Annotated in this window: 13 protein-coding genes and 1 pseudogene; all 14 read right to left on the bottom strand. The window is 66.9% G+C overall.

The window, feature by feature from the left end:
* Nucleotides 1-52: 52 nt before the first annotated feature.
* Nucleotides 53-1,123 carry a glycosyltransferase family 4 protein gene (locus tag HWX00_RS30580; protein ID WP_049036126.1) on the bottom strand — a complete coding sequence of 357 codons (1,071 nt, stop codon included), beginning with the start codon at nucleotides 1,121-1,123 and terminating at the stop codon, nucleotides 53-55.
* 3 nt (nucleotides 1,124-1,126) lie between these two features.
* Nucleotides 1,127-1,963 carry a glycosyltransferase family 2 protein gene (locus HWX00_RS30575; RefSeq protein WP_034190966.1) on the bottom strand — a complete coding sequence of 279 codons (837 nt, stop codon included), beginning with the start codon at nucleotides 1,961-1,963 and terminating at the stop codon, nucleotides 1,127-1,129.
* Nucleotides 1,960-3,186, bottom strand: coding sequence for a hypothetical protein (locus HWX00_RS30570; RefSeq protein ID WP_059557911.1), 1,227 nt, complete (start codon nucleotides 3,184-3,186; stop codon nucleotides 1,960-1,962). The genes HWX00_RS30575 and HWX00_RS30570 overlap by 4 nt, the downstream gene beginning before the upstream one ends.
* Complete coding sequence (locus HWX00_RS30565; RefSeq protein WP_049036127.1) at nucleotides 3,183-4,712, bottom strand: oligosaccharide flippase family protein; 1,530 nt, start codon at nucleotides 4,710-4,712, stop codon at nucleotides 3,183-3,185. The genes HWX00_RS30570 and HWX00_RS30565 overlap by 4 nt, the downstream gene beginning before the upstream one ends.
* On the bottom strand, nucleotides 4,696-6,927 hold the full coding sequence (locus HWX00_RS30560) for a polysaccharide biosynthesis tyrosine autokinase (protein WP_175027283.1): 2,232 nt from the start codon (nucleotides 6,925-6,927) through the stop codon (nucleotides 4,696-4,698). Before HWX00_RS30560 ends, HWX00_RS30565 begins: the two co-directional genes overlap by 17 nt.
* Nucleotides 6,928-6,959: 32 nt before the next feature.
* Nucleotides 6,960-8,120: a polysaccharide biosynthesis/export family protein gene (locus HWX00_RS30555; RefSeq protein ID WP_059558007.1), complete on the bottom strand. Its 1,161-nt coding sequence runs from the start codon at nucleotides 8,118-8,120 to the stop codon at nucleotides 6,960-6,962.
* Between the two features lie 119 nt (nucleotides 8,121-8,239).
* On the bottom strand, nucleotides 8,240-8,638 hold the full coding sequence (locus HWX00_RS30550) for a hypothetical protein (protein WP_175027284.1): 399 nt from the start codon (nucleotides 8,636-8,638) through the stop codon (nucleotides 8,240-8,242).
* On the bottom strand, nucleotides 8,638-9,090 hold the full coding sequence (locus tag HWX00_RS30545) for an arsenate reductase/protein-tyrosine-phosphatase family protein (RefSeq protein WP_059557916.1): 453 nt from the start codon (nucleotides 9,088-9,090) through the stop codon (nucleotides 8,638-8,640). Before HWX00_RS30545 ends, HWX00_RS30550 begins: the two co-directional genes overlap by 1 nt.
* An 8-nt stretch (nucleotides 9,091-9,098) precedes the next feature.
* Complete coding sequence (locus tag HWX00_RS30540) at nucleotides 9,099-10,469, bottom strand: undecaprenyl-phosphate glucose phosphotransferase (protein WP_034190961.1); 1,371 nt, start codon at nucleotides 10,467-10,469, stop codon at nucleotides 9,099-9,101.
* Nucleotides 10,470-10,510: 41 nt separating this feature from the next.
* Nucleotides 10,511-12,034, bottom strand: coding sequence for a mannose-1-phosphate guanylyltransferase/mannose-6-phosphate isomerase (locus HWX00_RS30535; RefSeq protein WP_175027285.1), 1,524 nt, complete (start codon nucleotides 12,032-12,034; stop codon nucleotides 10,511-10,513).
* A gap of 1,289 nt (nucleotides 12,035-13,323) precedes the next feature.
* Entirely contained in the window at nucleotides 13,324-14,736 is a 1,413-nt protein-coding gene (gene pntB / locus HWX00_RS30530) for a Re/Si-specific NAD(P)(+) transhydrogenase subunit beta (RefSeq protein WP_175027286.1), read from the bottom strand.
* Between the two features lie 13 nt (nucleotides 14,737-14,749).
* Nucleotides 14,750-16,348, bottom strand: coding sequence for a Re/Si-specific NAD(P)(+) transhydrogenase subunit alpha (locus HWX00_RS30525; RefSeq protein ID WP_049035768.1), 1,599 nt, complete (start codon nucleotides 16,346-16,348; stop codon nucleotides 14,750-14,752).
* A 641-nt stretch (nucleotides 16,349-16,989) separates the two neighbouring features.
* A pseudogene (locus tag HWX00_RS30520) lies at nucleotides 16,990-19,072 on the bottom strand (putative bifunctional diguanylate cyclase/phosphodiesterase).
* 543 nt (nucleotides 19,073-19,615) lie between these two features.
* On the bottom strand, nucleotides 19,616-20,632 hold the full coding sequence (locus tag HWX00_RS30515; RefSeq protein WP_226104031.1) for a pirin family protein: 1,017 nt from the start codon (nucleotides 20,630-20,632) through the stop codon (nucleotides 19,616-19,618).
* Nucleotides 20,633-20,658: the final 26 nt, after the last annotated feature.

The following is a 20,658-nucleotide window of genomic DNA, read 5'->3' as shown; positions in this document are numbered from 1 at the left end:
CGTGATTGATGGTGTCGGCCGGTTTGCCCGGCTCTGTTGATTGACGGGCGCGTCATGCCGACGCGCCGACCTGCTCGACGAGCCGCCAGAACTTGCTCGCCGATGCGTTCCAGTCGAACCGGTGGATCTGCTCCCGGCCCCGCGCGACGAGCGCGTCGCGCGATGCGGCCTCCGTGCCGAGCCGGCGCATCGCGACCGCGATGTCGACGACCGACAGCGGATTGACGAGCATCGCGGCGGCCCCTGCCACTTCCGGCATCGCCGACACGATCGACGTCAGCACGGGCACGTCGGACGCCATCGCCTCGAGAATCGGCAAGCCGAAACCTTCGTACTGCGATACGAACGCGACGAACAGCGCGCCGCGGTACAGCTTCGGCATCGCATCGTTCGGCAGGACCCCCGCGAACACGAGCCCGTCGGCGCACCGGTGCTGCGCGGCATGCGCAAGCAGCGCCGGATCGGGTTCGCCGGTCAGCATCAGGCGCACGCCGAGCGGCAACAGCCCGCTCGCGCCGAACGCCTCGATCAGCCGGTGCAGGTTCTTGTAGTTGCGCCGGTTGCCCGGATACAGCACGTACGGAAATGGATAGCCGAGCGTGTCGCGATTGCGCCGGTACGCGTCGTCGGTGCCGTTGTGGATCGCGTGAACGCGCTCGGGCGGCATGCCCGACCAGCGCAGGAATTCGTCGCGCGTGAACTCGGACACGCAGACGATCGCCGTGCAACGCCGGTACAGCGGCCGGAGGATCGTGTCGTAGTAGAAGCGGTGCGCGCGCGTATAGAAATGGCGATGCGTGAGGTCGTGCACGACGACGACCGACGGGAAATCGGGCAACGTGGCCGGAACGAACCCGGGATTCCAGAACACTGCATTGCGGGCCGGCAGCCGCCGCAGCGCCCGGCTCAACGCCAGCGGCGACAACGGATGCGCGACACCGCCGCCGACCGTCAGCGGCGCGATGCGCACGGTCGACGGTGCACGCTCGGCATAGGCCGCCATCACGTTGTGGATGCCGGTGCCGACCGGCCAGCGCGTGTCGGTGTAGACCGTGAGCGGTGCGCGCTCGACGCGACCGGCGCGATCGGCGCTGTCCGTCGACGGGGAGAGGATCGTGCTCATCGTTCAGTCCATCCAGCCCAGCAGCCGATGCGATGCGGCGATCCAGTAGTACTTCGCCCGGCGGGGATTGCGGCGCGCGCACGACAGCACGCAGCCGGCCACGGGCCGCGCGATCATGTAGAGGACGTACGCGAGCGGATAACGATTGATGCGCAGCACGTGCCCAAACCCGCGGTTGTAGCGTCGTCCGCGCGCATACGCATGCTCGTCGAGCACGGCCAGCGGCTCGGGATGATGCACGCGCAGGTGCGGGTCGTAGTCGATCCGGCATCCGGCCCGCAACGCGCGGACCAGGAAATCCACCTCTTCCCCCGCGCCCCAGCGCGAGGTCGCGCCGACGCCCAGGTCGACGTCGAACTGCCCCGCCGCGGCGACGGCAGTCCGGCGCAGGAAGATCGTGTACGACGTCGCGCACACCCACACGTTGAAACGGTTCACGGTCTGCGCCGACGTCGCCCATCGTCCTTGCGACGGCCTGCCCGCGGCGTCGACGCTCATCCCGGTCATGCCGTCGATCGTGCTGTCGGCCGACAGGCGCGCCGCGACCGCATGGAGCATCCCGGGCCGATACCAGCAGTCGTCGTCGGGAAAGCCGACCACGTCGCCCGTCACGGCCTTCAGCCCGACGTTCGTCGCGCGCGACTTGCCCTTCTCCGATCGCAGGTGGACGATGGTCAGCCGGTCGCGATACCGGTCGACGATCCGCTCGACGCGGTCGTCCGGATTCTGGTCGACGACGATGACTTCGAGGTCGGCATAGGCCTGCAGCAGCAGCGAGTCGAACATGCGCTCGATCTCGTCGCTGCGGCCGAGCGTCGCCATGATGAGGGAGAATTTCATCGAATAGACCCGGACGGAAAAAAGGATCGGGGCCGCGCGACGCGCGGCGCGGTGCGTGCTTTGCGGGGTGCCGCCCGAGGAGCGAGGGCGAACGACGCGAGGTAGCCGATGAACAGGTACGACGTTTCGCTCTGGTGCATCGGGTTGATCAGCGACCAGGCGGCGATCGGCGCCAGCATGACCATCGCGCGCCGGCCCTGGCCGAGGCCGCCGAAGAACACCGCCCACGCGAGCAGCCCGATCGGGCCGGCGACCAGCATCAGGTCCAGCGGCGCGCAGAAGACGGCACTCGTGCCCTCGCCGAGCCCGCGCACGGCGACGGCCGAGTGCGAGAAGTAGTGTTCGACGAAGCCGAAGCCGTGACCGATCCAGTCGCGGCCGACCAGCTTGATCGATTCCGTGAAGGCCAGCCCGCGCTCCTGCTGCAGGCGGACCTGCAACTGGTCGCCGGTCAGCTCGCGCGTGAACATGTACAGATAGAACCCGGCGCCGGCGGCCATCGTCAGCGCTTTCGCGAAGAAGTAGCCGCGCACCTGGAACAGGATCACGATCGCGCACGCGATCAGCACCGTCTTCGATTCGCTCAGCAGCGTCACGACCAGTGCGAGCACCACGAACTTCACGACGTCGGGAATGCGGCGCGGCGACTGCAGGAAACATGCATAGGCGCTCAGGAAGAAGAACGCGGCGAACCAGTTCCGCTCCTTGAACGAACCGTGAATCGCGTTCTGCATGAAATCGACTTTCTCGTACAGCACCGGGACGTCGAAGTGCTGCAGCGCATACTGGAACGCCAGGAATCCCGTGATCGCGACATAGCCGAACGGCAGCGGCCGCTGGCGCGCCCGTGCGCCGTAGTAACGGCCGATCAGATAGAACGCCGGCATCACGAACACGAATTTCACGATCTGCTCGGCCGCCTTGAAGTGCGGATAGCCGGACAGGAACGTCGTCGACAGCGCGGCGCCGACGAACAGCGTGAAGGTCCAGATTTCCCATGCGCCGACAGGGATCCGGCGCCGCACCAGCAGCACCGGCAGCACAAGCACCGCGAACAACTGGCCGAGCTGCGCGCCGCCGATCTTCAGGAACTGGATCGCGTTCAGCAGCAGCAGCACGAGCAGCACGGCATCCGCGAGATCGAAGCGCGCGCGCGGCGCGGCCGGCGCCGCACCGGGCGACGCCGCATGCTGCCGCGGCACCTGCCGGACGAGGCCGTTCATGCCGCTTTCCTCGCATCGCGCAACGCGATCAGCATCGACACGGTTTGCCGGGCGGCCTGACGACGCAGCATCCAGGTCGCGCCGGCATACGCGGCGACGAAGCAGACGATCAGCAGGACCAACCGGGCCATGACCGGCACGCCGCCGAGCCATGCGCCGAGCCGCGAGACGAGCAGCGCGCAGCCGAGCGCGATCAGATAGGGCGGCACGAGCCGTCCCAGCAGGCGGCCCGGGTCGACCGACAGTTCGACGACGACGGCGCCGAAGCTGAGCGGCGTGATGAACAGCACCGCACCGACGTACAGCCACGCCAGCCCGGCGACATCGTGCGACGGCAGGCACAGCATCGCGCCCAGCACCAGCACGAGCTTGACGACCGTCAGCCACATCGTGACGCCGGGGCGGCCGCGCGCCGACAGGAATGCGCCGTTGACGAACTGGACCGTCTGGACTGCGCCGAGCGCCATCAGCGGCGTCATGACCGCGGCACTGTCGGCCCAGCGCGCGCCGAACAGCACGATGGTGATGTCGCGGCTCATGACGGCCATCAGCACGAACAGCGGCGCCGCGGCCATCGCGGCCAGCCCCGTGACGTCGAGGTAGGTGGCCGCCATTTTCCCGGCGTCGTGCGCGACGCGCGACAGCACCGCGAGCGCGACGTCGGTCGCGGCGCGGCACAGCAGTTCCAGCGCCGTCTGGTAGAGCCGCGCGCCGATCGCGTAGATGCCCAGCCCGGCCGCGCCGTACAGCGCGACGACGATCAGGTCGACGGTGCGCGTCGCCCACCAGTCGATCAGCCGCGCCGCGACGACGTGGCCGCCGAAGCGCGCGATGGGCCAGAAAGTCGACGCGTTGCGCCGGCCGCGCGGACGCCAGACCGGTTTGCGCCAGAGCCAGAACGCGGACATCGTCATGAAGGTCGCCGCCTGCGCGATCAGGCTCCACGCACCGGCACCCGCCACCGCCAGCGCGACCGCCACGGCGCCCGCGACGCTCACCGCCACGAGTTGACGCATCGCCAGCGTGCGGAAATCCAGCCGCCGCTTGTACAGTCCCTCCTGGAACGAACTGGCCGAGCCGATCGGGACGAACACGCAGGCCACCCGCAGGTAAGGCGCGAGGCCCGGTACGCCCAGCCAGGTCTCGACATGCCCGGCCATGGCGAACAGCACGGCCGCGAGCACGACGGCCATCGCGATCGACAACACGAACGGCCATTCGAGATCGTCGTCGTCGAGCGTCGCGCGCTGCACCACCGCGTCGCCCAGCCCGCCCTCGGCGATCATCAGGACCAGCGACAGCGACAGCGTGACGGCCGCCGCGAGCCCGACGTCGGCCGGGCCGAGCCAGCGCGCGACCAGCAGGTACGTGACGAGCGTGACGAGCTTGCCGCCCCAGGCCTGCACCAGCGCCCATGCCAGGCCGCGCACGGTGCGCGCGCCGAGCCGCTCGCCGCCGGACCACGCATGGCCGTTCGCCGCGCGCGGCGCAAGGTCGCGCAGCGCGGGCTCAGTGCTCGGTTTCATACGCGTAGTTCCCTTCGCCATACGCACCGTAGACGGCCTGACGCCGCGGCACGTCGTTCAGCACGACGCCGCTGATCGCGATGCCCGCGTTGCGCAGGCGACGTTCGGCCTCGCGGATCTCCGGCATCGAACTGCGGCCATGCCGGACGCACAGCAGCGTCGTCGCGCCGTGGCGGCCGATGGACGCCGCGTCGTGCAGCGCGAGGATCGGCGCCGTATCGACGATGACGATGTCGTAGAGCCGCGACGCCGTGTCGAGCAGCCCCTTGAAGCGGCCGTCGGTGAACAGCTCCGAGGTGCGCGCAACCGCACCGCGCGCCAGCACATCGACGCCGGCGATTGCCGAACGCTGCACGCCGCGCTCGAGCGTGCCGCTCGCGATCGCGTCGGGCAGGCCCGGCGCCGGTTGCAAGCCGAAGTGACGGTGCGCCTGGCCGCGGCGGATATCCGCGTCGATCAGCAGCACGCGCTTGCCGCCCGAAGCGAACAGCGACGCCAGGTTCGCGCAAAGGAACGATTTGCCCGCATTGGGCTGCGGGCTCGTGACCATGATCACGTGGTGCCCCGACTCGGACAGCGTGAACTGCAGCGTCGTGCGCAGGCTGCGGATCGCGTCGACGGTCACGTCCTCGGGAATTTCCGACGCGAGCACATGCGCGCCCTGGGCCGCGCGTTGCTGGCTTCGCACCAGGCGTCGCTGCTCGCGGCTGTGCGGGACCACCGCATAGACCGGCACGCCCAGCGCCTGCTCGAGGTGCTCGGAGTGCTCGACGCGCCCCCAAACCGCGCGTTGCGCGAACGGGGCAGCCACGCCCAGGGCGAGCCCGACACACAGCGACAGCGCGACCAGCAGCAGGCGCTTGGGCTTGACCGGCTTCACCGGCAGCACCGGCTCGTCGACGGCCCGCACGTTGCCGATCTCGCTTTGCCGGGCGATCTTGAGCTGTTGCGCGGTATTCAACAGGTTGGTGTACAGCTCGGTGTTGACGCGCACGTCGCGCAGCACCGCGAGACCTTCCCGCTCCGTACCCGGCAACCTTGCTTCGAGCGCCTTCAGTTCCTGTGCCTTGCCCGCCAGTTCCGCGAGGTTGGCGTCGAGGGCCTGCACGGCCGGATGGCCATCGGCGAATCGCGCGATCAGGTCGACGCGCTTCTGCTTGAGTTCGAGCGTGCGCGTCTCGATGTCCACTTCCTGACCGAGCAGCAACTTGCCCTGTTCGTCGAGGTCGACCGTGCGCGTACGCGAACGAAATGCCGCGTACCGTTCCTCGGCATCCTTCAGCGTCTTCTCGACCGTCGGCATGCTGGCCTCGAGCGATTTCAGCGTCGCGGCGGCCTCCTCGCTCCGGTAATCGCGGTTCTGCGCGACATAACCGTCGACCACGGCCTTCAGGATTTCCCGGATGCGCGCCTTGTCGTCACCCTCGAGCGTGACGGACAGGATGCCGGACTGCTTGGCCTTCTCCTCGACGGTCAGATCGTCCTGGAGTTGCGACACCGCCTCGAGCTGCGGGATGCGCTTGAGCCGCAGCACCGTGCCCGGGCGGGCATCGAGATCCGCGACCAGCAGCCTCAGCGGCTGTCCCTTGAACGCCCCGTGCGCCGGCACGCCCACCGCGCCCTTCAGGACGACGTCGTCGTCCTCGTCCCGGAGCACGTAGCGACCGCCGCCTTCGGCGGTCACGGTGAACCCGATCCCGTCCAGCACGTCGATGCCGTCGTGGCTCTTCTTGCCGACCGTCCCGAACGCGGCGACGTTGAACCGCTCGCCGCCCCATGCAAACCGCGACAACCCCCACAGCGGCGGCGCCACGCCGTCGTCCCGGTAGCGGCGTGCGACCCAGCGGCCGATCAACGGGAAATAGCGCGGTTCGGCGATGATGTTGAGATGCTGCTTCGACACGACCTGGTCGATCACCATGCGCGCGCGCACGAGTTCGAGTTCGGCGGCGGTGGTGCTGCCGTTGTCGAGCAATGCCGCGATGTCGTGCAGCGGCGAATTGCCGGCCGTCGTCGATTCGTTGACCTGGATCGTCGCGTCGACCCGGTAGATCGGCGTCGCGAACACGACGTACAGCAGCCCCAGCAGGAACACGCCGGCCGCGATGCCGAGTACCAGCCGCCACCGTGCCAGCACGATGTCGACGTACGACGAAAGGGGGGCCTCGTCGTACAACGCCGCGTCGTACAGCCGTGCTTCGGAAAGGTCGGTCATGGCAAATCCAGTGTCTATCGGGTTCCGGCGGTTCATTTCGCGACCAGCGCGCCGGTCATGCCGGCATTGATGGCGGGCAGCAGCAACGACAGCACGCGGCTGAGTCGGACGAGGCCGTTGCCGTCGACGTAGACGACGTCCTTCGGCGCGAGCCTGAAGTCGTTCGCGAGCACCATCGCGACCGGCGACTTCGCGTCGAGATGAAACACATCGGGCGTGCTCGAGCCGCGACCGCGAATCACATAGACCTGCGCGGTGTCGGCGGTGCCGCTGTTGAAGCTGCCGGCCTGCTGCAATGCGTCGCCGAGCGTCAACGAACCGTCGCGCAGCGGCAACGCGAGCGTCGGCTTCGCGACCTCGCCCATCACGAATGCACCGCTGTCCTCGCGCGACTGCACGCGCAGCACGTCCCGGTTGCGCAACAGGATGCGGGCCGGGTCGATCCGTCGTGCAACGAGCTGCGACAGATTCAGCACGTAATGCTCGTCGCCGCGCATCAGCTCGATCCGGCTACGGTCGGCCGTGGGTTGCAGGCCGCCCGCGCGATCGAGCGCCTCGATCAGCGTCATCGGCACGTCGTTGATCGGCTGGCCGCCCGGATTGCGCACTTCCCCCTCGACGTACACCTGCTGGCTGCGGTACGACGTCACGCGCACGGTGACCTGCGGATCGCGGAAGGTCTTCGTCAGCGCGACGCGAAACGCATCGCGGACCTCGGTCGTCGTCCGGCCCGCGACCGCGATCGTGCCGACATACGGAAACTGCACGCTCCCGGTGTCATCGACGACGAAGCCGTTGACGGGATCGCTCGGCCGTTGCGTCGACGACGACTGGCTCGTCGGCGCCGCGGCGGACAGCTCGGGGTGATCCCACACCGTGATCTGCAGCACGTCGCCGGCGCCGATCCGATAGCCGCCCTTCGCGCGCTCGCGCAGCAGCGTGTCGACGTTCTCGGCCGCATCGCTGTCGTCGCGCATCGATTTCAGCAGGTTGACGTCGATTTCCCGGATCGGCACATCGAGCGACCGCGCCGGCTCGCCGTTACGTGTGCTGGCCACCGGCAGTTCCTGCGAACCGGTCATTCGCATGCCGGGTGCGACCGCACATGCCGTCAGGAACACGGACAGCACGAGCGGCGCCAACGCGCGCCCCCGTCTGCTGCCTGTCGATATCACGTCGAATGCATTACCCATTGCTGCCTCGTCTGTCGCGCTGTCGTTCATGCCGTCCGTGGCGCGTTGCTCGCGGTTGTTTTCATGACGTCGATCGAGGGCGCGACTCGTCTCGCCCCCGTCCCGTGCCTGCCGATCGATCACCATGGCGAGCGGGACCAGGGCGGCACGATGCCCGGCCAGTCGCCCGCCGTGCCGCCGGCCCCCGCGGGTGTCCGAATCGGGACGCGTCGCGCACTGCGCGCGCGATGCACGGTCGGCATGCCCAGCGCATCGCTCGACAACGCACGCATCTGCCGCTCGACCGGCAGCGGCGCATAATTGCCGGCCGACGGCACGGCGACGCCGGATGCGGCCGCCGGCTTCGCGATCGAACCGCGCCAGGGATTCGACGTGTGTGACGCGGGGTCCACAAGACCGGTGATCCACCGCGGCGGATTCGGCGCAGCGCTCGTCGCGGGGCGCGCCGCCGGCGCGCTACCATGCGCGGCCGACATGCACGCCAGGCCGGCGAGCAGCGCGAAGTGGCGAGCGCGCATCAGCGGCCTCCCCGTGCGATGGCCGCCGGAATCCGCGCGATCCAGTACGCGACCGCGCGCTCGATGTGATGCGCTACCGCATCGAACACGTCCGCCGACTTGCCGACGGGATCCGCGATATCGCGCTTCGTCGCATGGTCGAGCTGGAATACGCGACCCCGCGCGAACGGATAGCGGCGCTCGATCTCGCGGCATTGCACGAGCGTCATCGCGAGAATCAGCTGCGATGCGCGCACGTGGCCGAGATGCACCGGCTGCGCGATATGGGACGTGATGTCGAAGCCGCGTTCGCGCATGACGTCGATCGCGGCCTGTGCGGCCGGCCGCCCGGCCAGCGCGATCAGCCCGGCGCAATGCACGTGCACCGACGGCAGTGCGCGCGCCAGCATCGCGCTCGCCATCGGGCTGCGGCATGCATTGCCGTCGCAGACGACCAGAATGCGTTCGATCATGGCCGGGCTCAGTAGGCGTTCGGATGAACGAAGCCCTTCAACACCGTGGCGGCGACAATCCTCATGTCGAGCCCGAAGGACCAGTTGCGCAGGTAATAGAGGTCGTGCTGCACGCGGCCGACCATCTTGTCGAGGTGATCCGTTTCGCCGCGATAGCCGTTGACCTGCGCCCATCCGGTGATGCCGGGCTTGATCCGGTAACGATGGATGTAGCCCTCGACGAGCGGCCGGTACAGATCGTCGTGCTCGATCGCGTGCGGCCTCGGCCCGACGACCGACATGTCGCCGCGCAGCACGTTGAAGAACTGCGGCAGCTCGTCGAGGCTCGTGCGGCGCAGGAACGCGCCGATGCGCGTGATGCGCGCGTCGCCGCGCGTGGCCTGGCGCACGATGCCGGCCTGTTCGGCGTGCACGCGCATCGTGCGGAACTTGTAGATCCTGAACACCCGGCCATCGGCGCCCTTCCGATACTGCGTAAACAGCACCGGGCCCGGCGACGACAACTTGACCGCCAGCGCGATCAACCCGAGCAGCGGCGCCAGCGCGACGAGCGCCGCGGCCGCGAACACACGGTCGAACAGCGCCTTCTGCATCAACGCGCGATGCGACATCGGCGACGCCACCAGGTTGATCGCGGGCATGCCGACGAGATCCATCATCGTTCCGCCGAGCAGCGCGATGCTGCACATGTCCGGCATGAAGCGGATATTGATCAGGTCGTCGCCGAACGTCTTCAGGACCCGCCGGATCGTCTGTTCCTCGGAGATCGGCAACGCGAGCCAGATCTCCGTCGCGGCTTCGGCGCGCACGGCCGCGGCGAACTCGGCGAAATCCGCGATCGCCGGGATGATGCCGCCGGCCCCGCCCGCGGGATCGTGGAGCACCACCGGGCGGAACCCGCTCGCAGGGGACAGCGCGAGCGTTTCGATCACCCGCACCGCATGCGCGCCGTTGCCGACGATCGCCACCTTGCGAAGATTCAGGCCGGCATGCCGCACGTGCGCGAGCATCGTGTAGGCAGCCAGGCGGATCACGACGAATCCGCATCCCGCGATCGCCGTCCAGTAGACGAACCACAGCCGCGACACGTGATCGACGCGATGCATCGCGAACAGCAGCACGAGATTGCCCGCCTGCACCGCGACCCATGCGGCACTGATGCGGCTGATCATCGCGATCCACGACCGCCCGCGCCACGACTGGTAGACCTGAAATGCGGGAAAGACGGCAAGCGTCAGCATCGCGACGAACGGGACGACCATCGCGTCCGACCGGCCGAGCGTATCGTCATCGAACCGCACATGCGACGCGGCGGCCGCCGCCAGCACCACGACGAGTGCATCGAACAGGCGCGCAACAATCGACTGAACTCCGAACATGACTCTTCTCCAGGCGGCGCGCGACGGCGCCGCATTTGCCGTCACACGCGCCCGTATGCATCGTCGAAGCGCACGATGTCGTCTTCGCCGAGATAGCTGCCGGTCTGCACTTCGATGATTTCCAGCGGCAAGCGCCCGGGGTTCTCGAGCCGGTGCCGCACGCCGATCGGGATGTAGGTCGATTCGTTTTCGCCGAGCAGGAATTGCTCGTCGCCGCGCGTGACGGTCGCGGTGCCCTTCACGACGGTCCAGTGCTCGGCGCGGTGATGGTGCATCTGCAACGACAGCCGCGCGCCGGGATCCACCACGATCCGCTTGACCTGGAAGCGTTCGCCGCGGTCGACCGAGTCGTACCAGCCCCACGGGCGCCGCACGAGCCGGTGCGTCTCGGCTTCCGCGCCATGTTCGGCCTTGATCCGGGCCACGAGCGACCTGACGCCCTGAACGTGCTGCCGGTCCACGACCAGCACGGCGTCGGGCGTTTCCACCACCGCCACGTTGCTGACGCCGACACACGCGACGAGCCGGCCTTCCGAATGCGCATAGCACGCAGTCGCGTCCTCGAACATCACGCGTCCGCGCCCGGCGTTACCGTCCTCGTCCTTGTCGAGCGCGGCCCAGACGGCGTCCCACGACCCGAGGTCGGACCAGCCTGCATCCAGCGGCACGGCGACGGCCACCGGCGGTTCGGTCATCGCGGCCAGCCGCTCCATGACCGCGTAGTCGATCGAATCCGACGGGCTCGCGGCGAACGGTTCCGGCGCCGGGTGAAAGCAGCCGTCGTCCGCGCGGCCATCGCGGATCGCGGCGACGCACGCTGCGTGAATGTCCGGCGCAAGCGCCTCGATCGCGCGCAGCCAGACACTCGCCCGGACCACGTAAATGCCGCTGTTCCACCAGTGCGAGCCCGACGCGACGTACTGCGCCGCGATTTCGGGCACGGGCTTTTCGACGAACGCATCGAGCGTGTAGCCGCCGGCGGCGCCGTCCAGCGAGACCTGGCCACCGGTACGCAGATAACCGAAGCCCGAATCGGCATGCGTCGGCCGGACGCCGAGCGTCGCGATGCACCCGAGCTGCGCGTAACGCAATGCGGTTGCCATCGCACGCTCGAAACCGGACGTGTCGTGGATCGCGTGATCGGCCGGCATGACGACCAGCACGGCGTCGCCGTGCTCGGCCAGCGCAAGGGCTGCCGCGAGCGTCATCGCGGGCGCCGTATCGCGGCGCGCCGGCTCGACGACCACGCGCGCCCGCAGGCCGCCGGCCGCAAGCTGCCGCACCGTGGTGTGCCGATGCGCGTCGCCGCATACGACCTGTGCAGCAGCCAGCTCGAATGCCGACCCGAGTCCGCTCACCCTGCGCAGCGTCGATTCGAGCAGCGTTTCGTCGCCGACGAGATGCGTGAGTTGTTTCGGGTGCTGCTCGCGGGACATCGGCCACAGCCGGGTTCCCGACCCGCCGGCCAGGACCACCGGCACCACCGCGCCCGCGGCGACACGATGCCGATCCTGAACGCCCGGATCGGCATGGCACGCCTTGTCGATCAACTCGATTTCACTCATCTCATGTACTCCTCAACATCCACTTTTCCCATCACGACACCGCATGGCACTGCCTGCCCCTTGCACCCATTGCCTCGCCTGCGAGCATGTCCGTGCTGACGCCGGACATGCTCCGCCCTCGGTATCCCGATACGTCGACAACATTCATCCCGGACGTCACCCGTCCATCGATGAATTAATCAATAAATTCGCATTCCTATATGTAGTGGAACGCGCGGTTACCGGACGAGCGATTCGATTCCCGCAAGGGACCCGGACGATGAACGGACTGCGAATTGCCTAGGCGCACGCCTCCGCACCGATGCACTGTCGCCGCGATGGCGTGTCGGCCCGGTCCGGCATGGCAATGAAAATGCCGCGTCCGAGCCATCCCGAACGGATTGGCGCATGAACGCGATTGATCACGTGAAGGCCCGGAATCGACCGCTTCGCCCCCGCGTCGCGTCCGGATATCGGAATAAGGATGTGATTCATGATCGGTCTAACGTTATGGTATTAACTACTTCGGCACGTGCCATTTAACGCACGATCCGTGCCATTGCGTCCCTTTCTTTTGCTGCAACGCAGAAAAACCTCGACAAACCAATGACCTATGTCCGGAATTGAAAAGGTATGAATAAATAGAAATAATCGTGTTTAACGTTTGCGGGGATGAAACGCTCTCGCCCGTTACGTAACGATGCGCCGTAACGCACGCCGGACGGGAACATGGCACGGAACACCCGGATCGTTGCGATTGCGGAACGGGTGCGGCCGGAGAGCGCGGCCTGAACGACAGATTCACCGCACATTGCAGCGCGTATCGGAATGCGGTGAATATCGGCGGCCGGTAATCCGCAATCCAATCCAAAAAAACCTGTCAACCGATTTAAATACCGGCAAGGTGCGCTGGAAATGGCGGATGCCTCGCCATCGTTTGCATACGACAGCGCGACAAAAATGGACCGACGGCCGCGACGCATGACGCAAGCGGCGTGGAATCGAACGGGGAGCGTATCGGTCGCGCGCGCAGTGCGGCGCGTGTACAAGCCTGGACAGGCAGGGATCCCGGGATGTTTCGGATGTCGTGCCCGGGGAAGAGCGACGCCATGCCCGGTCGTGCATGATCCGGATCGTCCGGTCGATCACGTCGATCGATTCGCGCACGACGTATCGTGCGCCGTGGCCGGACCGCTGGCGACCGCGGAGCGCTTGCGCATGGCCTCGCCCCGCGGTGCACGTGTTGGCGGCGACGGCCGGGCGTTGCCGGCCGTCGCGCGCTCCGTCACTGACTCAAGTTCGCGCTCGCATCAGGCCTTCAGCATGCCGAAGACCTCGCTCAGCATCGACTTCGCGTCGCCGAACAACATCCGGTTGTTGTCCTTGTAGAACAGCGGATTGTCGACGCCCGCATAACCCGAAGCCATGCTGCGCTTCATCACGATCGACGTCTTCGCCTTCCACACCTCCAGCACCGGCATGCCGGCGATCGGGCTCGTCGGGTCGTCCTGCGCCGCCGGGTTCACGATGTCGTTCGCGCCGATCACCATCGACACGTCGGCCTCCGGGAAGTCGCCGTTGATCTCGTCCATTTCGAGCACGATGTCGTACGGCACCTTCGCTTCGGCCAGCAGCACGTTCATGTGGCCCGGCATGCGGCCCGCGACCGGGTGAATCGCGAAACGCACGTCGACGCCCTTTTCACGCAGCAGCTTCGTCAGCTCGAACACCGTGTGCTGGGCCTGCGCCACCGCCATCCCATAGCCGGGTACGATGATCACGCGCTTCGCCTCGCGCAGCAGCTCGGCCGTTTCCGCCGCGCTCACCGCGACCGCCTCGCCGGCCGGCTGCGCGCCGCCGCCGGCTGCCGCCAGCGCGCCTGCGCCGCTGCCGAAGCCGCCCGCGATCACGCTGATGAAGTTGCGGTTCATCGCACGGCACATGATGTACGACAGGATCGCACCGGACGAGCCGACCAGCGCGCCGATCACGATCAGCAGGTCGTTGCCGAGCATGAAACCGGTGGCCGCCGCCGCCCACCCCGAGTAGCTGTTGAGCATCGACACCACGACCGGCATGTCCGCGCCGCCGATCGCCATCACCATGTGCACGCCGAACAGCAGCGAGATCACCGTCATCACGACGAGCGGCAGCATGCCGTCCTGGATGCTTTCCGCATGCAGGAACGCGCGGCCGAAGTAGATCACGATCAGCAGCGCGGCCAGGTTCATCCAGTGCCGCGCCGGCAGCAGCAGCGGCTTGCCGCCGATCTTGCCCGACAGCTTGCCGAACGCGATGATCGAGCCCGCGAAGGTGACCGCGCCGATCAGGATGCCGACGTAGATCTCCACTTCGTGGATGGCCTTCTCGGCGCCGGTGAACTGCAGCGACGTGTCGATGTAGCTCGCGAAGCCGACCAGGCAGGCGGCGAGACCGACCAGGCTGTGCATCAGCGCGACCAGTTCCGGCATCTGCGTCATCTGCACCTTCTTCGCGGCGTACAGGCCGACGGCGCCGCCGACGACCAGCGCGGCGACCACGTACGGAATGCCCGCGGCCGACACGCGCGGGCCGGCCACGGTGGCCAGCACGGCGATCAGCATGCCGATCATGCCGAGCAGGTTGCCGCGACGCGCGGTTTCAGGGTTGGCCAGCCCGCCGAGGCTGAGGATGAACAGGATCGCGGCGCCGATATAGGAGACGGTAGTCAGGTTTGCAGTCATTGTTGTCGTCCCCTTATTTGCGGAACATCGCCAGCATGCGCCGCGTCACCGCGAAGCCGCCGAACATGTTGACGGCCGTGAGCGTCAGCGCGCCCACCGCCAGGCCGAGGATCAGCCCGGACGGGCGATCGCCCGCGTTGGCCAGTTCACCGAGGGGCGGCGCGACCTGCACGAGCGCGCCGATCGCGATGATCGACGAGATCGCGTTGGTCACGCTCATCAGCGGCGTGTGCAGCGACGGCGTGACGTTCCAGATCACCATGTAGCCGACGAAGCACGCGAGCACGAACACCGTGAAGTGCGACAGGAAGCTCGCCGGCGCGTACTGGCCGACGACCAGGAAAGCCAGCGCGCCGACCGCGAACACGATGGCGAGCGCCTTGGCCGACATCGGCTCGCCGCTGTGGCCATGGCCCTTGGACTTCGCGGGCGCGGCCGCCGCGGGCGCCGCCGGGGGCTTCGGCGCGACGACCGCCTGCTTGATCGGCGGCGGCGGCCACGTGATGTTGCCGTCCTTGATGACGGTGAGGCCGCGGATCGCGTCGTCGTCGAAATCGACGTTGATCGTGCCGTCCTTGGCCTTGCACAGCTCCTCGACCACACGCAGCAGGTTGGTCGCATACAGCGTCGACGACTGCCGCGACAGGCGCGACGCGAGATCCGTGTAGCCGACGATCGTCACGCCATGGCGCACGACGGCCTCGCCGGGCACCGTGAGTTCGCAGTTGCCGCCCTGTTCGGCCGCCATGTCGACGATCACGCTGCCGGGCTTCATCGACTGCACCATCTCGGCGGTGATGAGCTTCGGCGCCGGCTTGCCGGGAATCAGCGCGGTCGTGATGATGATGTCGGCGTCCTTCGCCTGCTGCGCGTACATCGCGCGCTGCGCCTGCTGGAAGCCTTCGCTCATCACCTTCGCGTAGCCGCCGCCGCCCGAGCCTTCCTCTTCGTAGTCGACCTTGACGAACTCGCCGCCCAGCGACTTGACCTGGTCGGCCACTTCGGCGCGCGTGTCGTTCGCACGCACGATCGCGCCGAGGCTCGCGGCCGTGCCGATCGCGGCGAGACCGGCCACGCCGGCACCGGCGATGAACACCTTGGCCGGCGGGACCTTGCCGGCCGCCGTGACCTGGCCGTTCAGGAAGCGGCCGAACGCGTGCGCGGCCTCGATCACCGCCCGGTAGCCGCTGATGCCGGCCATCGACGTGAGCGCGTCCATCTTCTGCGCGCGCGACAACGTGCGCGGCAGCGAATCGATCGCCAGCACGGTGGCGCGCCTGGCGGCCAGCTGCGCCATCAGTTCGGGATTCTGCGCGGGCCACACGAAGCCGATCAGCGTGCCGCCCTCGCGCATCAGCGCCACTTCGTCGCTCGTCGGCGGGCGCACCTTGAACACGATGTCGCTGCCGGACCAGAGCTCGGCCGCCGTGGCGGCAATGCTCGCGCCGGCCGCACGATACGCGTCGTCGTCAAAGTTCGCACCGGCCCCGGCGCCGCTTTGCACGGCCACCGAAAACCCCAGCTTGATCAGTTTCTCAACCACCTCGGGGACGGTCGCTACGCGCCGTTCGCCGGTGGCTATCTCCAGAGGAATCCCAATCTGTAATGTCATATTGTGAACTGTCGGTTGCGGCCGCGCGAAAAATTCAGCCCCGAGTGTCGAGTGGCCAAATTCAGGCTCCCGGCCTTGGTGAAACAGGTCAACCTGGATCAACAGCGCAGCCCTGATGCAGCCGCGAACACGTTGTCTCCATCGCCAGGTTCCGTACTCGATATCCGGCGTCGGGCCGTGGGACAGCGGCATCAAGCATACCGGCCGACGCGGTCTTCTCGAAATTTATCTTCTGAATCGAGCAGCATTCGTTTCATGAATCCCGTGCCGAGGATTCAGCGACAGTCTGACCGTTTCGGTTTACTCGTTCAAGTCGCGTGTGATCTCCGCACGCGCCCCTTTCCCGGCGAGGCTTCGAAGGAATCGGTTCCGCCGACGGAACACATGTCGGCCGGCCATCACGGATCATTCGCTTTCCTGCCGCGGGGGCGCTACAAACGAACGCCAGCCAGGTCTTTCGATATGGCCCTTTAACTCGCACCGATCCATGCACTCATCGCACCCGACCACGCATTGCGCCCTTGATCGCCACCGCCCGACGTTGCATGCTTCGGCGACTTCACGCACCGCTGCTCGGCGGTCGCGCGCCGGCCGTCGGCTTGTCGCCCATCGGATTTCACAACCGAATCATGACGACGGGATCAAGCGCTCCCGATCGCATTGCCTTGCGCGGTCATGTCGATGAAATGCTCCGCCGGCATCGGACGCCCGAGCAGGAAACCTTGCAGCGAATTGCAGCCGAGCGTGGTCAGGAACTGCTGCTGCGCCGTCGTTTCAACGCCCTCCGCGACGATCTTCAGGTCGAGTGCCCGGCCGAGCGCGACGATCGCGGAAATGATCGCGGCATCCTCGGTGTCGTGTTCGAGATCGCGGATGAACCCGCGGTCGATCTTGAGCTCGCTGGCCGGCAGGCGTTTCAGATAGAGCAGGCTCGAATAACCCGTTCCGAAGTCGTCGATGGAAATACGCACGCCCATGTCGTGCAGCTGCTCGAGGATTCTCAAGCTGGCATCGGCATCGCGCATCGCAGTCGATTCGGTGATTTCCAGCGTCAGGCAGCGCGGTTCCAGCGCGTGCCGCTGCAATGCGGCCTGCACGACCTGGACCAGGCTCGCGTGACCGAATTGCAACGGCGACAGGTTGACGGCCATCGTCCAGTCGGTTCGACCGGCATCGCACCACGCGCGCATCTGCCGGCAGGCCTCGTCCAGTACCCACTCGCCGATCGGGACGATCAACCCGGTCTTTTCCGCGATCGAGATGAACTGATCGGGTGAAATGAGGCCGCGCGTCGGGTGCATCCACCGCAACAGCGCCTCGACGCCGATGATCGGTCCATGCGGCACTTCGAACTTCGGCTGGTAATGCAGGACCAGTTCACGCCGCTCCAGCGCCAGGCGGAGTTCCTGCACGATCTTCAGGTGCTCGCGGACATTCGCGTTCATCGATGCCTCGAAGAAGCAGTACGCGTTTCGGCCGAGCGCCTTCGCGTGATACATCGCTGCATCGGCATTGGTCATCAGGTCCCGGAAATGGCTGCCGTTGCCGGGATAGAGCGCGATTCCGATGCTGGCCGACACGCGCAATTCGTGCTCGGCCACGCGGAACGGTTGTCGAATCACCGCCAGTACCTTGTCCGCCACGCCGGCCGCGTCCGCGGGTTCGTCGACGGACACGACCAGCACGAACTCGTCGCCCCCCCAGACGGGCGATCGTGTCCTGCGTGCGCAGGTTCGCGCCGATGCGCTGCGCCACGTCGACCAGCAGCAGATCGCCGACATGATGGCCATACGCGTCGTTGACCGCCTTGAATCCGTCGAGATCCATGAACATCAGCGCGAAACATCCTTTCTCGCGGTCGGTGCCCTGGATCGCCTGATCGATCCGGTCTTCGAGCAGCACGCGATTGGGGAGCTTGGTGAGGTTGTCGTGCAACGCCAGATACGTCAATTCCTGGTTGGCTTCGGCCAGCGACGTCGCCAGCACTGCCGTGCGGGACTCCAGACGCAGATCGAGGATGGAAACGACCAGCGCGATGGCGAGGATGGCCAACGTGGCGACGATGATGACCAGTGCGAGCCAGCCAGCGTCCATGCGCGAGCCGGCTGCGCCGCAGATGCTGCCCAGCGGGAACCGGGCGGCGGCCATCCCGGTATAGTGCATGCCGGCGATGGCGGCCCCCATCAGCACGGCGGACCCCAGGTTGAGCAGGCGCACGCGGGACGAGTTCGCACGCCGGATGAACACGATCCACAGCACGGCGCCCGACGCGACCACGGCGATCGCGACCGACAGGCAAACGAGCAGCAGGTCGTACCGGATGCCCGGCGACATGTGCATGGAGGCCATGCCCGTGTAATGCATTCCCGCGACGCCGGCCCCCATCAACACGGCCCCGCCGCACAGCCGGTGCCACTTCAGCGTATCCCGACAGACGAGCCACAGTGCGCACGTGGAGCAGGCGATGGCGATCAGCAGCGACAGCAACGTGATGGCCGGATCGTATCCGACCGGAATCGGCAACGCGAAAGCAAGCATGCCGACGAAATGCATCGACCAGATGCCCGTGCCCATCACGCAAGCCGCGCCGACCAGCCACCAATGTGCGGCGCGCCCCTGGGCGGTCTTGATGCGCCCGGCCATGTCCAGCACGGTGTAGGACGCCAATATGGCGATCAGGAGCGAAAGAAGAACGAGCAACGCGTTGTAGCTTGTCGGCAGCATTGTTATTTACAGATCGCTTTCGGTTCGGCGGTGACGAGATCACACGTTACACGGGGTCTGCGTGAATTCGCGTGAAGGTCGGGCACAAAAGGAAAGCGGTGCCCGAAGGAACGGACTGGTCGTGCGACCAATCAGGCGATTCCAGCGACCACCGCTTGCATGGCGGATCATAAACGCGACCTTCGGTTCAGGGAAGGATTTACCGCTGCGGGGTCGGTGAAGGACGCGGCCCGGATTGTACGGGCATCCGCAGGCATGCCATCGGGCGGCCGTGCGTCAGGCGCGGCCGCCGTGTTTGTCGATCGACGCCATCGACGGCAGACATCGACACGGGCGAGCGGTCACACCGCTCGGCGTCGACCCGATCGTCTCGCATGGTGCGCAGCAACCGCGCGGTTGACGAGTTCGGCTGTATCGCGATCAATGTACAGTCGCTCGATCGCCTCGACACGCTGCTGCGCCGGCTCGATTCCGGGTATGAGCGAGTCTGTCGATTCCGGCCGGCCTTCAGGCCAGCCCGGTGCGGGCGTTCCGATCCCGGCGTCAGATCGACTGGAGCGCACCGCTCTGCTTGCCCTCGGCACGAAGTTGACGTCCGATGCGGCGAATCTCGGCCTCTCCGCGCTGAAGCGCGTCGACACTGGTGTGCACGGAGTAGTGGCCGAGCACGAGTTCGTAGGGATGCTGAGTGGCGGAACCCAGCACGAAGCGCGTGTCGCCCTCGGCGACCAGTTCGATCGCCGTCTCGGCGCGCTCGAAGATCGCGACCTCTCCACGCGTGATGCGGGATGACGCACGCAGTGCGCCATCCATCACGGAAACCCACGCGACGTCCTGCCCCGGAGGAGGAACAAACGCCCAATGCTCGCCATCCTTCAGCGTGACCACGAGGTAGGTCATCGGCGGTGCATCGACAGGGCTCGTCATGCCATCGTACGTGCCCAGGATCACGCGCACGGGGCCCGCGCCCGGAACCTGCTCCGGCATCACATATTGGCTCCTGGTCGGTGCATTCTCCAGATCTGGCGGGAGCGCGACCCAGAGCTGAAAGCCCCGCAGGGGTGCCGTGTCAAAGGTGCCCGTGTGCCACACACCGCCGCCCGCCTGCATCCATTCCACACCACCCGCGGGCAGCACCCCGGCGTTGCCCGTCGTTTCCGCATATTGGACCGCGCCGTCAAGGACGACCGTTACCGTGGCGATGCCGGAGTGCGGATGCCAGCCGAATTCAAGCGGTCGGGCGTGACTGCCATTGGACTCGAAGAGATCAAGGAACACGAACGGCTTGATCAACCGACCCAGGTCAGAGGGACTCACCAGCCGCGTAATCGACCCGTTGCCCAACCCGCGCGCGCGGCGGACGATACCACGTGAACGCTGCTCATGCTTGAGCGGAAACTGGGCGTTTTCGCTTCCCGTCGTGCTTGTTGTCATGGCATTCATCCTTGTTTTCACGTCTTCTTTCGACTTGCCGCTCGTGCGAAAGTGAGCGAATAGTGGCTGACCAACCCGCGCGTCGCGCAATACCCGGTTGGGGTCCCGCCTATCATCCGCGTCCATGACGATATCGAATCGGCATCCTAACT

The organism is Burkholderia seminalis DSM 23518, from assembly GCF_902832885.1.
Lineage (GTDB): Bacteria > Pseudomonadota > Gammaproteobacteria > Burkholderiales > Burkholderiaceae > Burkholderia > Burkholderia seminalis.
Note: the sequence above shows the minus strand (reverse complement) of the source record. Positions and strands in the feature narration are given on the sequence as shown.

What these genes read in the sequence shown, in the direction of transcription:
- HWX00_RS30580 (WP_049036126.1), bottom strand. Translation starts at nt 1,123, where the DNA reads ATGAGCACGATCCTCTCCCCGTCGACGGACAGCGCCGATCGCGCCGGT.
- HWX00_RS30575 (WP_034190966.1), bottom strand. Translation starts at nt 1,963, where the DNA reads ATGAAATTCTCCCTCATCATGGCGACGCTCGGCCGCAGCGACGAGATC.
- HWX00_RS30570 (WP_059557911.1), bottom strand. Translation starts at nt 3,186, where the DNA reads ATGAACGGCCTCGTCCGGCAGGTGCCGCGGCAGCATGCGGCGTCGCCC.
- HWX00_RS30565 (WP_049036127.1), bottom strand. Translation starts at nt 4,712, where the DNA reads ATGAAACCGAGCACTGAGCCCGCGCTGCGCGACCTTGCGCCGCGCGCG.
- HWX00_RS30560 (WP_175027283.1), bottom strand. Translation starts at nt 6,927, where the DNA reads ATGACCGACCTTTCCGAAGCACGGCTGTACGACGCGGCGTTGTACGAC.
- HWX00_RS30555 (WP_059558007.1), bottom strand. Translation starts at nt 8,120, where the DNA reads ATGGGTAATGCATTCGACGTGATATCGACAGGCAGCAGACGGGGGCGC.
- HWX00_RS30550 (WP_175027284.1), bottom strand. Translation starts at nt 8,638, where the DNA reads ATGCGCGCTCGCCACTTCGCGCTGCTCGCCGGCCTGGCGTGCATGTCG.
- HWX00_RS30545 (WP_059557916.1), bottom strand. Translation starts at nt 9,090, where the DNA reads ATGATCGAACGCATTCTGGTCGTCTGCGACGGCAATGCATGCCGCAGC.
- HWX00_RS30540 (WP_034190961.1), bottom strand. Translation starts at nt 10,469, where the DNA reads ATGTTCGGAGTTCAGTCGATTGTTGCGCGCCTGTTCGATGCACTCGTC.
- HWX00_RS30535 (WP_175027285.1), bottom strand. Translation starts at nt 12,034, where the DNA reads ATGAGTGAAATCGAGTTGATCGACAAGGCGTGCCATGCCGATCCGGGC.
- pntB (WP_175027286.1), bottom strand. Translation starts at nt 14,736, where the DNA reads ATGACTGCAAACCTGACTACCGTCTCCTATATCGGCGCCGCGATCCTG.
- HWX00_RS30525 (WP_049035768.1), bottom strand. Translation starts at nt 16,348, where the DNA reads ATGACATTACAGATTGGGATTCCTCTGGAGATAGCCACCGGCGAACGG.
- HWX00_RS30515 (WP_226104031.1), bottom strand. Translation starts at nt 20,632, where the DNA reads ATGGACGCGGATGATAGGCGGGACCCCAACCGGGTATTGCGCGACGCG.